General features: G+C 69.1%; 14 protein-coding genes. 5 read left to right on the top strand and 9 right to left on the bottom strand.

Annotated elements, in window-relative coordinates; translation table 11 throughout:
- The first annotated feature begins 144 nt into the window (after nt 1-144).
- On the top strand, nt 145-1491 hold the full coding sequence (gene argA, locus ACRSCF_RS10810) for an amino-acid N-acetyltransferase (protein ID WP_012206372.1): 1347 nt from the start codon (nt 145-147) through the stop codon (nt 1489-1491).
- A gap of 171 nt (nt 1492-1662) precedes the next feature.
- Here the strand turns inward: argA and bla are convergent, their stop codons facing one another.
- Entirely contained in the window at nt 1663-2574 is a 912-nt protein-coding gene (gene bla / locus ACRSCF_RS10805) for a class A beta-lactamase (RefSeq protein WP_034367430.1), read from the bottom strand.
- A 110-nt stretch (nt 2575-2684) separates the two neighbouring features.
- Between bla and ACRSCF_RS10800 the strand changes: the two genes are divergently transcribed.
- The 3 genes from ACRSCF_RS10800 to ACRSCF_RS10790 all read left to right on the top strand — a co-directional run bounded on the left by ACRSCF_RS10800 (nt 2685) and on the right by ACRSCF_RS10790 (nt 5055).
- Nucleotides 2685-3542 (top strand): LysR family transcriptional regulator, encoded by an 858-nt coding sequence (locus ACRSCF_RS10800; protein WP_012206374.1) that lies wholly within the window; start codon nt 2685-2687, stop codon nt 3540-3542.
- An 87-nt stretch (nt 3543-3629) separates the two neighbouring features.
- The gene (locus ACRSCF_RS10795) at nt 3630-4301 is read left to right on the top strand and encodes a glutathione S-transferase (RefSeq protein ID WP_034367428.1); all 672 of its coding nucleotides are present in this window, start codon (nt 3630-3632) and stop codon (nt 4299-4301) included.
- Nucleotides 4302-4407: 106 nt separating this feature from the next.
- Entirely contained in the window at nt 4408-5055 is a 648-nt protein-coding gene (locus ACRSCF_RS10790; protein WP_013801705.1) for a LysE family translocator, read from the top strand.
- A gap of 35 nt (nt 5056-5090) precedes the next feature.
- Here the strand turns inward: ACRSCF_RS10790 and ACRSCF_RS10785 are convergent, their stop codons facing one another.
- The 7 genes from ACRSCF_RS10785 to rpiB all read right to left on the bottom strand — a co-directional run bounded on the left by ACRSCF_RS10785 (nt 5091) and on the right by rpiB (nt 12150).
- Nucleotides 5091-6047, bottom strand: coding sequence for a sugar-binding transcriptional regulator (locus ACRSCF_RS10785; RefSeq protein ID WP_012206377.1), 957 nt, complete (start codon nt 6045-6047; stop codon nt 5091-5093).
- Between the two features lie 45 nt (nt 6048-6092).
- The gene (locus tag ACRSCF_RS10780; protein ID WP_012206378.1) at nt 6093-7214 is read right to left on the bottom strand and encodes an erythritol/L-threitol dehydrogenase; all 1122 of its coding nucleotides are present in this window, start codon (nt 7212-7214) and stop codon (nt 6093-6095) included.
- Between the two features lie 48 nt (nt 7215-7262).
- The gene (locus tag ACRSCF_RS10775; protein ID WP_432675738.1) at nt 7263-8243 is read right to left on the bottom strand and encodes an ABC transporter permease; all 981 of its coding nucleotides are present in this window, start codon (nt 8241-8243) and stop codon (nt 7263-7265) included.
- Between the two features lie 48 nt (nt 8244-8291).
- Complete coding sequence (locus tag ACRSCF_RS10770) at nt 8292-9056, bottom strand: GolD/DthD family dehydrogenase (protein ID WP_034367424.1); 765 nt, start codon at nt 9054-9056, stop codon at nt 8292-8294.
- A complete protein-coding gene (locus tag ACRSCF_RS10765; protein WP_212646560.1) occupies nt 9053-10108 on the bottom strand; it encodes a substrate-binding domain-containing protein in 1056 nt (351 codons plus the stop codon). The genes ACRSCF_RS10770 and ACRSCF_RS10765 overlap by 4 nt, the downstream gene beginning before the upstream one ends.
- A 63-nt stretch (nt 10109-10171) precedes the next feature.
- The gene (locus tag ACRSCF_RS10760; protein WP_034367422.1) at nt 10172-11674 is read right to left on the bottom strand and encodes a sugar ABC transporter ATP-binding protein; all 1503 of its coding nucleotides are present in this window, start codon (nt 11672-11674) and stop codon (nt 10172-10174) included.
- A 2-nt stretch (nt 11675-11676) separates the two neighbouring features.
- Nucleotides 11677-12150, bottom strand: a complete 474-nt coding sequence (gene rpiB / locus ACRSCF_RS10755; RefSeq protein ID WP_012206383.1) for a ribose 5-phosphate isomerase B — start codon at nt 12148-12150, stop codon at nt 11677-11679.
- Between the two features lie 294 nt (nt 12151-12444).
- On the opposite strand from rpiB, the gene dhaL reads away from it, so the two are divergent.
- On the top strand, nt 12445-14241 hold the full coding sequence (dhaL, locus tag ACRSCF_RS10750) for a dihydroxyacetone kinase subunit DhaL (protein WP_212646561.1): 1797 nt from the start codon (nt 12445-12447) through the stop codon (nt 14239-14241).
- A 3-nt stretch (nt 14242-14244) separates the two neighbouring features.
- Here dhaL and ACRSCF_RS10745 read toward each other — a convergent pair whose 3' ends face one another.
- Nucleotides 14245-14751 (bottom strand): disulfide bond formation protein B, encoded by a 507-nt coding sequence (locus tag ACRSCF_RS10745; protein ID WP_034364539.1) that lies wholly within the window; start codon nt 14749-14751, stop codon nt 14245-14247.
- Nucleotides 14752-14783: the final 32 nt, after the last annotated feature.

Below are 14783 nucleotides of genomic sequence, written 5' to 3'. Positions count from 1 at the left end.
GCCTGGCGTTCCATCCCATTTCTGCGCGCAGGTGCCGCGCCATGCCGCTACACTTGCGCCTGCCTGCGCGAGCATGTCCTGGCGGACCTGTCCGCAGGCCTTTTTTTTCTGCCCGGCATCGGCCCGATGCCCCGACTGACCACCATGTCCACCGTCTTCAACTTCACCTTCGTCCCCTGGTTCCGGTCCGTGGCTCCCTATATCCACAAGTTCCGACACCAGACCTTTGTGGTGGGACTGACGGGCGAGGCCATCGCATCGGGCAAGCTCAGCTCCATCGTCCAGGACCTGGCCATGATCCAGGCCATGGGCGTGAAGATCGTGCTGGTCCATGGCTTCCGTCCCCAGGTCAACGAGCAGCTTGCCGCCAAGGGCCATGAGGCCCAGTACTCGCGCGGCGTGCGCATCACCGACTCCGTGGCGCTGGACTGCGCCCAGGAAGCCGCTGGCCAGCTGCGCTACGAGATCGAGGCCGCCTTCAGCCAGGGCCTGCCCAACACGCCCATGGCCGGTGCGCGGGTGCGGGTGATCTCGGGCAACTTCCTCACGGCGCGGCCCGTGGGCATCGTGGACGGCGTGGATTTCAAGCATTCGGGCCTGGTGCGCAAGGTCGATGTGAGCGGCATCCGCAGCGCCCTGGACATGGATGCCATGGTGCTGATGTCGCCCTTCGGCTTCTCGCCCACCGGCGAGGCCTTCAACCTGAGCATGGAAGAGGTGGCCACGCGCGTGGCCATCGAGCTGAAGGCCGACAAGCTGATCTTCATGACCGAGGTGCCGGGCATCCGCATGGACCCCACGGGCCCGGCCGACGAGACCAACCCCATCGACACCGAGCTGCCGCTGGCCACGGCCCGCCGCATGCTGGCCGAGCTGCCCACGCCCGAGCAGCCCACGGACACGGGCTTTTACCTGCAGCACTGCGTGCATGCCTGCGAGCACGGCGTGGAGCGCAGCCACATCCTGCCCTTTGCGATCGATGGCGCGCTGCTGCTGGAGATCTATGTGCACGACGGCATCGGCACCATGATCATCGACGAGAAGCTGGAAGAGCTGCGCGAGGCCACGCCCGACGACGTGGCCGGCATCATCCAGCTGATCGAGCCCTTCGAGAAGGACGGCACCCTGGTCAAGCGCAGCCGCACCGAGATCGAGCGCGACATCGCCCACTACACCATCATCGAACACGATGGCGTGATCTTCGGCTGCGCCGCGCTCTACCCCTATCCCAGCGCCAGGACGGCCGAGATGGCGGCCGTCACCGTCTCGCCCAAGAGCCAGGGCACGGGCGATGGCGAGAAGCTGCTCAAGCGCATAGAGCAGCGCGCCAAGGCCCAGGGCCTGGACAGCCTGTTCGTGCTGACCACGCGCACCATGCACTGGTTCATCAAGCGCGGCTTCCAGCCCGTGGACCCCGACTGGCTGCCCGAGGCGCGCAAGGCCAAGTACAACTGGGACCGCAAAAGTCAGGTCCTGGTCAAGAAGTTGTAACCCCCTGAGGCGCTGTGCGCCTTCCCCCTCACGAGGGGGGCATACGGGCGGCCGGCGACACCCTCGGTGCGGGGGCGGCGCGGCCGGCCCAGGCCCTTCCTCGGTGTCTCTCGTCTTCAGGCCGCGCCAATTTTCTGAAATCGCCCAAATCAAGCGACATGGTGGCGCAACTCAGCCTTGCACCGCTGCCTGCCAGCGTGCGGCCGCCTTGCCGGCCGCTGCCAGCGCCGCATCGCGCTGTGGCGCGTCGGCCGGGCATTCGGTGAGGTAGCCGGTCACCAGCAGCGGTGCGCTTTGCGGTGTGGGCCAGGCGATGACGGCATCGTTGGCCGTGCCGCGATCGCCGGTGCCCGTCTTTCCACCCACGCGCCAGCCGGCCGGCATACCCGCGCGCAGGCGCTTGTCGCCCGTGCGGCTGGCCACCAGCCACTGCTGCAGCAGGGCGCGGCCATGGCCGTCCAGCACCGATCCCAGCAGCAGGCGCTGCATGCTTTGCACCATGGCCAGGGGCGTGGTGGTGTCGCGCTCGTCGCCGGGCAGGCCTTCGTTGAGCTCGGGCTCCATGCGGTCCAGGCGCGTGGTCTCGTCGCCGCTGGCGCGCAGCCACTGCGTCAGCGCCTGCGGGCCGCCGCTGGCGTCCAGCAGCAGGTTGGCGGCCGTGTTGTCGCTGAGCACCACGGCGGCCTCGCACAGCTCGGAGATGGTCATGCCGCCGCCATCGCCGGCACGCGGGCCGCTGGCCGGCGAGTAGGGAACCAGCCGGGAGCTGGCGTAGTGCACGCGGCGCGACAGGCGCTCATCGCCCTGCTGCACGCGGTCCAGCACCTGGGCGGCCAGCAGCAGCTTGAAGGTGCTGCACATGACAAAGCGCTCATCGCCGCGGTGGTCCACGCTGGCGCCCGACTCCACCTCCAGCACGGCCACGCCGAGCCGGCCGCCCACACTTTTCTCGATGCGCGCCAGCTCCGTCCTGAAGGCCTGGTCGGCAGCCCCCTGTTTTTTTGATGGCAGGGCGCAGCCTGCCAGCCCGGCCGCCATCCAGGCGGCCGCGCCGCCTGTCATCAGAAAATCGCGTCTTTGCATTGTTTTTCCTTTTCAGTTGCAGATCGACAACCGCAACGATAGCGCCGCGCCCAATCTGCGACCAGCGTGAATAATTGGCAGCATCCCTTAGAAAAACTATTGGCTCCACCATGCAACTGCCCCTCAATGCCCTGCGCATGTTCGATGCGGCCGCGCGCCATCTCAACCTGACGCGGGCGGCCGACGAGCTGTGCGTGACCCAGGCCGCCGTCAGCCAGCACATCCGCAACCTGGAGGAGCGCCTGGGCAAGCCGCTGTTCCGGCGCCTGCCGCGCGGCCTGGCGCTGACCGACGAGGGCCATGCGCTGTGGCCTGCCGTGGCCGAGAGCTTTGCGCGCATAGAGCATTCGCTGCAGCAGGTGGCCGAACCGCGCCCGCGCGAGGTCCTCACCGTGGGCGTGGTCGGCACCTTCGCCATCGGTTGGCTGATTCCCAGGCTGGGCCAGTTCCAGCAGCAGCACCCCTACATCGACCTGCGACTGCTCACGCACAACAACCGCGTGGACCTGGCCGGCGAAGGGCTGGATGCGGCCGTGCGCTTCGGCGACGGCGCCTGGCAGGGCACGCGCGCCGAGCTGCTGCTGCGCGCGCCGCTGACGCCCATGTGCACCCCGGCCCTGGCCCAGCGCCTGCGCCAGCCGGCCGACCTGGCCGGGCAGACGCTGCTGCGCTCGTACCGCCTGCAGGAGTGGGAGAGCTGGTTTGCCACGCTGGACCAGAGCGCGCCGCTGGCGCGCGGGGCCATGTTCGACTCCTCGCTGACGCTGGCCGAGGCGGCCGCCCAGGGCGCAGGCGTGGCCCTGCTGCCGGCGCGCATGTTCCAGCACCTGCTGCAGCAGGGCCGGCTGGTGCGCCCCTTCGAGCAGGAGGTGGACACGGGCGCCTACTGGCTGACCCACCTGCGCTCGCGCGCACCCAGCGCGGCGCTCAAGACCTTCAGGCAATGGCTGCTGGCGCAGCTGCAATAGCCACGGACGCCCGCGGCAAGACCCGCAGGCCGCCCGACTTTGGCCCCGGCGCTATCATCTGCCGCTTTTGGCCCCTAGCCCCGTTCCATGACCCAGACCCTGCCGGTTCTCTACTCGTTTCGCCGCTGCCCCTACGCCATCCGCGCCCGCCTGGCGCTGGCCCATGCCGGCCTGGCCTGCGAGCTGCGCGAAATCAACCTGCGCAACAAGCCGCAGGCGCTGCTCGATGCATCGCCCAAGGGCACGGTGCCCGTGCTGGTGCTGGAGGACGGCCGCGTGATCGAGCAGAGCCTGGATGTCATGCTGCACGCGCTGCGCGCCAATGACCCGGATGGCTGGCTGGCACCGACCAGCGGCTCGCTGCCGGACATGCTGGCGCTGATCGAGCGCAACGACGGCTTTTTCAAGCACGCCCTGGACCGCTGCAAGTACCCCGAGCGCTATACGGCCGAAGAGGTCAACCACGCCCAGGCCGATGCCCTGACCTGGCTGGCCGAGCTGGACGACCAGCTGGAGGCCACCGGCTACCTGTTCGGCCAGAACCCCAGCCTGGCCGACATGGCGCTGCGCCCCTTCGTGCGCCAGTACGCGCGCATCGACGAGTCGCAATGGAACGAGCAGCCCTGGCCGCACCTGCAGGCCTGGCTGCAGCGCTGGATCGACTCGGCCCTGTTCGCCGAAGTGATGGAAACCTACCCGGGCTGGGTGCCCGGCACGCACGGCCCGGTCTTTGCCGCCGGCGGCGTGGGCAGCGACTGACGCCTGCCCGCCCCGTGTGCCCTGCCCCGGGTCGGCAGGGGCTGCGCACGGCAGGCAAAGCTGGCACAGTGGCAGGCTGTTGCCAACCGCATGAGCCTTCGCCGACATGACCCTCGCCACCCTGCTCGTCTTCTCCCTGGTCGCGCTGATCGCGATCATCACCCCCGGTCCCACCGTGCTGCTGGCCCTGGCCAATGGCTCGCGCCACGGCGTGCGCCGCGCCCTGCCGGGCATGCTGGGCGCCGTGCTGTCGGACTTCGTGCTGGTCGGCGCTGTCGCGCTGGGCCTGGGCGCGCTGCTGGCGGCCTCGGAGTTCTGGTTCTCGGTGGTCAAGTGGGCGGGAGCGGCCTACCTGGCCTGGCTGGGCCTGCGCATGCTGCGCAGCCAGGGCGGATCGCTGTCGGCACCCCAGGGTGACGGCAAGGCAGAGGCAGGCGCCGACGGCTACAGCGCCCGCACCGTGCTGTTCAAATCGTTCCTGGTCGCCGTGACCAATCCCAAGGGCTACCTGTTCTGCTCGGCCCTGCTGCCCCAGTTCATCGACCCGGCGGCCGCCCAGGCGCCGCAGTACATCGCCATTGCGCTGGTGTTCGCGCTCATCGATTTCCTGGTGATGCTGGCCTATGCCTTCGCCGGATCACGCGCCGCGCGGCTGCTGCGCGGGCGGGCCGTGATGTGGCTGGACCGCCTGTGCGGCGGCATGCTGCTGGCGCTGGCAGGCTCGCTGGCCTTCTACCGCCGCGCGTCGAACTAGGCGCGCCGCCCAAGAGCCGCGCCTCCCCCGCTGCGTCAGCGCGTCGTCCCCATGACATCGTCCAGCTGCAGCACGGCCGCCGCGTTGGCCGTGGTGGTGGCAAGGGTGTCGATGGCGCCGGTGCGCAGGGCGCCCAGGATGGCCGTGACCTTGCTGGATTCGGCCGCCACGGCGATGACGTTGGGTATGCGCAGCAGGTCCTCGCGGCTCAGGCCGATGACGCGGTCCTGCATGGGGGTTGCGGCCGGCTGGCCGTGGATGTCGATGAAGTCGTAGCCCATCATGTCGCCCACCGTGCCCGCGCGGCGGGCGTCCGAGATCTCCTGCGCGGAAAACCAGCCCATGCGGGCCATGTTGCTGTCCACGCTGACATCGCCCACGCCGATGAGGGCGATGTCGGCGCGGCGCGCCTTGTCCAGGGTGTGCCTGACGGTGTCGTTGTCCAGCAGCGCCTTGCGCAGTTGCGGATCGCCCACCAGGGCCGGCGCATAGAGCGATTCGGACTTGCCGCCAAAACGCGCGGCCAGGCGGCGCGCGATGTGGTCGGCGTTCATCGCCTCCCCGCCACGGTAGGAGCCGCCGATGGCGCTGACGAAGTGGCACTCCCGCCGTGTGGCGGACAGGGCGTGCTCGGAGACCGAGGACACGTTGCGCCCCATGCCCACGGCCACGATGGAGCCGTCGACCAGGATGCGCTCCAGCTCGCTGGCCACCAGGCCTGCCAGCAGTTCGCGCTGCCGGTCGGCATCCTTGTGGTCCACCGCGATCAGTGCGCGCTTGATGTGAAAGCGCTCGGTCAGCTGCCGCTCCAGGTCGGCGGACACCAGCGAATGCGGCCGCACGCGGATCTCGACGATGCCCTCTTCCTGCGCGCGGCGCAGCAGCCGCCCGACGGTGGCGCGCGAGATGCCGAACTCCTTGGACAGTTGGTCCTGCGTGCATCCATCGACGTAGTACAGGGTCGCCAGTCGCGTCAGGTCGCTTTCAGTCAAGGGTGCCTCCAAGGGTGCCGGGAAAGGCGCGCAGTGTAGCGCCGCTCACCGGGCCTCGCCAGCGTGGGGCAGCAGCAGGACCTTGACCGAGTCCATGGAATCGGCCACCCGGATGGCGCTCTCCCACTCCGACAGCGCATAGCGGTGGGTGACGATGCCCTCGGAGGTGACCAGGCCGCGCGCCAGCAGGTCGATGGCGATGGGGTAGCAATGGGCGCTGAGGTGGGCGCCGCGCAGGTCCAGCTCCTTTTCCTCGCCGATGATGGACCAGTCCACCGTGGTCTCGCGCCCGAAGACGCTGAACTCCACGAAGCGGCCGAGCTTGCGCACCAGGTCCAGCCCCTGCGTCACGCCCGAGGGCGCGCCCGTGGTCTCTATGTACACATCGCAGCCATAGCCGTCGGTCAGTGCGTGCACGATGGCGCGGGCATCCTCGCGCGCGGGGTTGATGGTCACGTCGGCGCCGCAGCGGCGTGCCAGCGCCAGGCGCTGGTCCGACAGGTCCATGACCACCAGCCGGCGCGGCGTCTTCAGGCGCGCCACCTGGGCCATGAGCAGGCCCAGCGTGCCCGCGCCGGCGATGACCACCACATCGTCGAGCTGGATGTCGCCGCGGTTGACGGCATGGATGGCGCAGGACAGCGGCTCGGTGATGGCCGCATCCTCGAAGGCCACGCTCTCGGGAATCCGGTGCACCACGGCGCGGGCGGACAGGCGCATGTACTCGGCCATGCCGCCATCGGCCACCTGGCCCTGGAAGCCGTAGACATCGTGCACCTCGCACATCCAGCGAAAGCCGGTCCTGCAATAGCGGCAGGCATGGCAGGGCACGATCTGCTCGGCGATCACCCGGTCACCCAGCTGCACGCCGTGGTGCTCCTGGGCACCCTCGCCCACCTGCACCACATGGCCCCAGAACTCGTGGCCCGCGATCACCGGCGGGCGCACATAGGCGGGGCGGCCTTTTTCCGGATCTCCCCAGAAGCGCGGCGCGCCGGCCCAGCATTTGCAGTCGCCCGCGCAAATGCCGCAGGAAGCCACGCGGATGACCAGCTCGCGCGGCCCGGCCTGCGGACGCGCGACGCGTTCGAGCCGGTAATCCCTGGGGCCGTGGCAGACCACGGCCAGCATGTTCGTATCGGCGGCATCAGGCAGGGTGTTTTGCATGGAACTCTCCCGGGTTGCAGATGGTGGACAGGACGTGGGCGCAGCGCTTCATGCCCTGCGGCGCGAACTGTCGAGCAGCACGGCGCCGACGATGATCACGCCCTTGATCAGCTGCTGGTAGTACGAGGACACGCCCAGCAGGTTCAGCCCGTTGTTGATCACGCCGATGAGCAGGGCGCCGACGACCGTGCCGCCCAGGCTGCCCGTGCCGCCCGACAGGCTGGCGCCGCCGATCACCACGGCCGCGATGGCGTCCAGCTCGTAGGACACGCCGGCCTGCGGCAGCGCCGCCGTGGTGCGCGACGCCAGCAAAATGCCGGCCAGCCCCGCGAGCAGGCCGCTGACCACATAGACCAGCAGCACGATGGCGCGGGTGTTGATGCCGCTGGTCTTGGCGCTGCGCAGGTTGCCGCCCACGGCGTAGATGTAGCGGCCATACACGGTGTAGCGCAGCACGAAGGCGAACACCGCGACGGCAACGGCAAAGATCACGATGGGCATGGGCACGGGGCCCAGCTGGCCGGCGCCGATGGCAAGAAAGCCGTCGGGCAGCTCGGACACCGGCATGCCGTCGTTGTAGATGTAGGTCAGGCCGCGCGCCGCACTGAGCATGCCCAGCGTGGCCACGAAGGGCGGCACCGCGAACCAGGCCACCAGCAGGCCGTTGACGCCGCCCAGCAGCATGCCCACGCCCAGCCCGGCGCCCACGCTCACCGCCAGCCCCTGGCCATCGGCCGCCAGCCAGGCGCCGACCATGCCGGCCAGCGCCAGGATGGCGCCCACCGACAGGTCGATGCCCGCCGTCAGCACCACGCACGTCATGCCGATGGCCAGGATCCCGTTGATGGAGGTCTGGCGCAGGATGTCGGCCCAGTTGCCCCAGGTCATGAAATGGGGGTTGGCCAGCGCCAGCGCGGCGCACAGTGCAACCAGCGCGAGGACCACGCCGTAGCGCTCGCGCAGTCTGCGCAGGTCCAGCGCGCGCCGCCCCAAGAGCGGCGGCGAAGATGCGGCTTGAAGATTCGTCATGGAGGACTCCCGCGTTGATGGAAGAAAGGCGTGGGGCCGGCAGGCCGCTCACTGGATGGAGTAGCCCCCGTCGATGACGATGTTCTCGCCCGTCAGCATGCCGGCCTGCGTACCGGCCAGGAACACGGCCAGCCGCGCCACCTCCTCGGGCTGCGCAAAGCGGCCCGTGGGAATGAGTGCGCGCATGGCCTCCCCCACCTGCCCGGCCCAGGCCTTGCGGCCCAGCGGCGTGTCCACCACGGTCGGCGAGATGGCGTTGACGGTGATGCCGTCCGTCGCCCACTCCAGCGCCAGCACGCGCGTCAGCCCCACCAGGCCCGCCTTGCTGGCGCAATAGGCGGCATGGCGCCGGAGCGCGACCACGCTGGCCTGCGAGGCCAGGTTGATGATGCGGCCGTGGCGCTGGCGGCGCATGGCCGGTGCCACCGCCTGGGCCATCAGCAGCGGCGCCGTGAGGTTGACGGCCAGCGTGCGCTCCCAGGCCGCCTCGCTGACTTCGCCGGCCGGCTCCAGCAGCGCCACGCCGGCGCTGTTGACCAGAATGTCGATGCGGCCCGTGGCCTCCAGCACCGTGGCCACGGCCTGCTCCACGCCCTCGGGCCTGGTCACATCCACCGCCAGCGCCAGGTGGTGCCGGGGCTCCGCCAGGCTGGCAGCGGCCACGTCCAGTGCCTGCCGCTCCAGGTCCACCAGGACGACACGCGCACCGCCTTGGGCGAGCTGCCGGGCAATCGCCAGGCCGATGCCGCCCGCGCCGCCGGTGACCAGGGCCGTGCGGCCGTCGAAGTCCCGCTCCAGGCCGGCGGCGCTCATTTGCGCACCTTCTGCAAGAAGGCGTCGGCATTGGCGGGCACGATGGCGGTCCAGGGCACCTCGTAGGATTTGGCCGTGCCATCGCCCCAGGGCATGGCCTGGGCATACTCGCTCCATACCACCGAGCGCGGCCGGTAGGACGGGCCGACAAGGTGGCGCAGCAGCACATCCAGCGCGCCCTGCGCCTGGGCCTGGGCGTCCTGGAAATGGGTGGTCATCTCGCCGCGCTTGACGGCCGTGATGGCGGCGGCCACGCCGTCCACGCCCACCACCGGGATGGTCTTGATATCGATGCCCTTGGTCTTGATGGCCTGCACCGCGCCCAGGGCCTCGTCGTCGTTCTGGGCGATCACGCCCTGGATCTGGCCCGGGAATGCGGTCAGCCAGTTCTCCATCAGTCCCATGGACTCGGCACGCGACCAGTTGGCGGTCTTGCGCGCCAGCACCTTCACGTCCTTGTGGCGGGCCAGCACCTCGTCATTGCCGCGCGCCCGCTCGATCTGTGCCGACTGGCCTATGGGCCCCTCGATGACGACGATATTGCCCTTGCCGCCGATGGCCTTCATCAATGCCTCGGCCTGCATGCGGCCGGCCACCACATCGTCATTGCCCACGTAGGAGGTCAGCACATCGCCCTGCACGCGCGTGTTGGAGCCCACCACGGGAATGCCGGCCTTCACCGCCTTGTGCACGGGCGCCGCGCCCGCCTTGAGGTCGATGGGCACGAAGAGGATGCCGTCGTACTTCTGCGTGATCATGGTGTCGAACTGGTTGCTCTGCGTCAGCGCGTCGTAGTTGCCGTCGAACACGGTGATCTGCACCGTGCCGTCCTTCACGGCCGGATGCGCCTTCAGCTCCTTGGTCCACATCTGCATGAACTCGCCCTTGAGCCCATAGACGGCCGCGCCTATGCGGTAGGGCTTGGCCGGTGCGGGCACTGGCGCTGGTGCCGACAGCGGGGCCGGAGCCTGGGCCCGGACCTGCGCTGCGGCCAAGAACAGCCCACCGGCAAGCGCGGCTGCAAGCACGGTGGTGAAGCGGAAAAACGGCATGGTCATGTCTCCTGTGTGTTGTGAAAGGCAAGGGGAAAAACGCTGCGCGGGCATCGCCCGGGCTCAGGACGCGAGGTGCATCAGCGCCTCCTGCGTGATGCCGTGGCCGGCCACCACGCGGTCAAGCCGGCCTTTGCGGAAGATGGCGATGCGGTCGCTCAGCTCCAGCAGTTCCGGCGCCTCGGACGACACCACCACCACGGCATGGCCTTGCGCGGCCAGCGAGGCCAGGAAGGCGTACACCTCGCGCTTGGCGCCTTCGTCGATGCCGCGCGTGGGCTCGTCGCACAGCAGGCAGACGGGATTGGTGGCCATGCAGCGGGCCAGCACCACCTTCTGCTGGTTGCCGCCGCTCAGGCCCGACACCGGCATGGCCGGGCTGGCCAGCTTCACGCGCAGGCGCTGCAGCAGGCCGCCCACCAGCACGCGCTCTGCCGCGCCATCCACCACCCCGGCGCGCTGCAGGCCCGGCAGTGCGGGCAAGCTGGTGTTGAAGCGCACCGAGGAACTGATCACCAGCCCCGTGGCCTTGCGGTCCTCGGTCACCAGGGCCAGGCCCGCCTTGATCGACGCCGCCGGATTGCCGCGCGGCAGGGGCCGTCCGCCCAGGCTCGCCCGCCCCTGGTCGGCGCGCGTGAGGCCGTACAGGCAGTTGAGGAATTCGCTGCGGCCCGATCCCATCAGTCCGTAGATGCCCAGCACCTCGCCGGGGGCGACGTCCAGGCTGATGTCCTCGAACTCGCCCCGGCGCGTGAGCCCCTGCACCGACAGCAGCGGCTCGCCCGGCGCCGCAGCCCTGCGCTCGCTGGCGGCAGCGCGGACCTCCCGGCCCACGATGAGCTTCACCAGCTGCCGCCGGTCGATATCGGCCAGCGCGCCGGTCTGCACGAAGCCGCCATCGCGGAACACCGTGTAGCTGTCGGCAATGGTGAAGATCTCCGTCAGGCGGTGCGACACGTAGAGGATGCCGGCGCCCTGCGCGGTCACGCGGCGTATCGCGTCGAAGAGGATGGCGGTCTCGCTTTCGCCAATGGCCGAGGTGGGCTCGTCCATGATGATCAGCTCGCTTTGCCGGCTCAGGGCCTTGGCAATCTCCACCAGCTGGGTCTGCGCCAGGCTCAGGCGGCCCATCTGCGCACGCGGATCGATATCGAAGCCCAGCTGCCTGAGCAGCGCATCCGCCTGCTCCAGCAGCGCGGCATGGCGGACCACCACGCCGGCGCGCCGGGGCTCGCGGCCCAGGAAGATGTTCTCGGCCACGCTCATGCCCGGGATGGGCGACAGCTCCTGCGTGATGATGGACAGGCGGTGCGCCAGCGCCTCGTGCGGCGTGGCGAAATCCACCGGCCGGCCCTTGAGCAATATTTCGCCGGCATCGCGCCGCAACAGGCCCATCACGATGTTCAGGAAGGTGGACTTGCCTGCGCCATTGCCGCCGCACAGCGCGTGCACGCTGCCGGCCTGCAGCTCAAGGCAGCCGTTGCGCAGCGCAGGGACGCCGCCAAAGCTCTTGGCCACGCCGCGCGCCTGCAGCAGTGCGGTGCCGGTGCTGGTGCCGGTGTCCATGGTCACGCGCCCTGCCCGCGCCCGGCCGCGGCGGCCTGCGAGCGTTCGAAGCCGGTGATGGCATCCACCTTCAGGGCCGAGCTGCCGCCATCGAAGCGCGATGCGAGGAAGCGGTCCACGATGGCCTTGGCCAGCTCCACCCCAATCACGCGCGAGCCCAGCGTGATGATCTGCGCGTCGTTGCTGCGGCTGGCGCGCTCGGCCGAATAGGTGTCATGCGCCTGCGCGGCGCGGATGCCTGCCACCTTGTTGGCCGCAATGGCCATGCCTATGCCCGTGCCGCACAGGAGAACGCCGCGCTCATGGCGGCCCTGGACGATGGCCTGCGCCACCGCGATGCCGATGTCGGGGTAGAGCACCGGCTCGCCGTCATGCGTGCCGAAGTCGGCCACTTCGTGGCCCTGGGCCAGCAGATGCTGCTTCACGGCGTTCTTGAGGTCGCAGGCGGCTTCGTCGCAGCCGATGGCCAGCTTCATGGCATCCCCTTCATTACAAAAGACCAACACATGATCATTTGATCAATGTTTTATGAGAGTCTTCTCAATCGAAGAGCAGTTGTCAAACAACGATAGCTATGTGAGTCGGCAAGATGAATACGTAACCTGTTGAATTTTCTACAAAATTCATCAAATCCTATCGTTTTCCCTTGGCTATTGAATAGCCAAAAGGCATTGACATGCCAATTTCAACAAATCAAAAATGACCACTCAATGATCATATGAACAGTCTTCGGCACACCCGCCGGGACTGCACCTGGAGGAGACAACGGCATGACGACCAACCGCGTGATCAACGACCCCGACCGGGTGGTGGAGGACATGCTCCAGGGATGGATCGCCGCCCATGGCGACACCCTGCGCATCGACGAAGGCAACCCCCGCGTCGTGCGCCTGCATGGCGCGCCACGCAGGGGCAAGGTGGGCATCGTGACGGGCGGCGGGTCGGGACACGAACCGGCCTTTCTGGGCTATGTGGGCGCAGGCCTGTGCGACGCCGCCGCCGTGGGCGAGGTCTTCTCGTCCCCCACGGCCAGAAGCTTCTACGACGCCATGCGCGCGGCCGATGGCGGCGCCGGCGTGGCCTGCCTGTATGGCAACTACGCAGGCGACAACATGAATGTGGCCATGGCCGTGCAGATGGCGACAGCCGAAGGCATGGCGGTCAGGACCGTGGTGGCCAACGACGACGTGCCTTCTGCCGCGCGGGGCGACGAGGCCAGCCGCCGCGGCGTGGCCGGCGAGATCCTGATGTGGAAGGTGGCGGGCGCCCGGGCGGCCATGGGCGCCAGCCTCGACGAAGTCATCGCCATCGCCCGGCACGCCATGGCCCGCACGCGCAGCATCGGCATCGGCCTGTCGGCATGCACCATTCCCGCCGTGGGCAAGGCCAATTTCCATATCGAGCGCGGCAGCATGGAGGTGGGCATAGGCCACCATGGCGAGCCCGGCATGTCCGTGCACCGCACGGCCACGGCGGCCGATATGGCCGAGCGCATGCTGGACACCCTGCTGCCCGACCTGCCCTTCTGCCCGGGCGACCGCGTGGCCGTGCTGCTGTCCGGCCTGGGCGCCACGCCGCTGATGGAGCAGTACATCCTCTATGGCGAGGTCGCCCGGCGCCTGCAAGAACGCGGCATGCAGGTGGCCTTCCGGCTGGTGGGCAATCTCTTCACCTCGCTGGAGATGATGGGCATCACGCTCACGCTGATGCAGCTGGACGACGAGCTGCTGGCCTGCCTCAACGCGCCCTGCCAGTCAGTCGCCCTCACCGTGGCCGGCGGGCTGCCGCCCCAGCCGCAGGAGGCCATTCCAACGCCGCCCTCTGTTCCGGCAAGGACGCCGGCACAGGCCCAGGAACAGGCACAAACCGCCCGTCCCCAAGCCGCAAGGCGCACCAGCGAAGGGCCGGCCATCGCGCTTGATGACGCGGGCAGCATCGTGCGCGAGCTGATCACGGCCATCGTCGGCCACCGGGAGTTCCTGAGCGAGATCGACGGCCTGATCGGCGATGGCGATCACGGCATCAACATGGCCAAGGGCTTTTCCGGCTGCGGCGCACGGCTCGATGCCATGGACGCCGGCCAGGCGGCGCAGCTGCCTGCGGCGCTGCAGCAGCTGTCCCAGGCCTTGATGGACGATATCGGCGGCTCCATGGGCCCGCTGTACGGCAGCTTCTTCCAAGGCTTCGCCGATGTTCTTGGGCCGGAGCAGGAGATGGATGCCGCCCTGTTCGGCCAGGCGCTGGCGCGGGCCGTCGCCGATGTGCAGGAGATGGGCAAGGCCCGGGTGGGCGACAAGACCCTCATCGATACGCTGGCCCCGGCCCTGCAGGCCTACCGGCAATCGCTGCAGGCCGGCGCCGGTTTCCGCGAGGCGCTGCAGGCCATGGAGGCCGCGGCCGAGGCAGGCAAGGAATCCACGCGCCACCTGCAGGCCCGCATCGGGCGCTCGGCCCGGCTGGGGCCGCGCTCCATCGGCGTGCTGGACGCGGGCGCCACGTCCTGCTGGCTGATTCTGAGCACCCTGGCGCAGTCGCTGCAGCGGCGACTGGCGCAAGCCTCAGCCTAGGCCTCAGCGCCTGCGGGCAGCGCCGCGCACCAGCAGCACCAAGACGGCCACGCTCATGATGGCGAAGCAGATGAAGGACCAGTTGGCGATGGAGCCGCCCAGGAAGCTCCAGTCCACGGCAACGCAGTCACCCGAGCCACGGAAGATCATGGGCACGGCACGGCTGATGGAGTAGTTCTCGATCATTCCGTAGAAGTCGCGCCCGCAGGTGGCGAACTCGGGCGGATACCACTGCAGCCAGCTCTGGCGCGCGGCGACGAAGGCGCCAAAGCCTGCGGCGACCAGCGCCGCGATGCCCCAACCCATCAGCCAGCCGCGCCCGCCGCGTACGCTGCCCAGGCCCGCGAAGATGGCCACGCCGATCAGCGCGTAGCGCTGCACGATGCACATCGGGCAGGGCTCCAGCCCGACCACATGCTGCAGATACATGCCGAAGGCCAGCATGGCCACGCAGGCCAGGCTGATGAGCGCCAGGATGCGGCGCGGAGCGTTGTCAAACCATTGAAGCATTCTTGTCTTTCGTCACCCGGTTGAATGAAATC

This window comes from Delftia sp. 11MD (assembly GCF_050907895.1).
Classification (GTDB): Bacteria; Pseudomonadota; Gammaproteobacteria; order Burkholderiales; family Burkholderiaceae_C; genus Comamonas; species Comamonas tsuruhatensis.
Note: the sequence above shows the minus strand (reverse complement) of the source record. Positions and strands in the feature narration are given on the sequence as shown.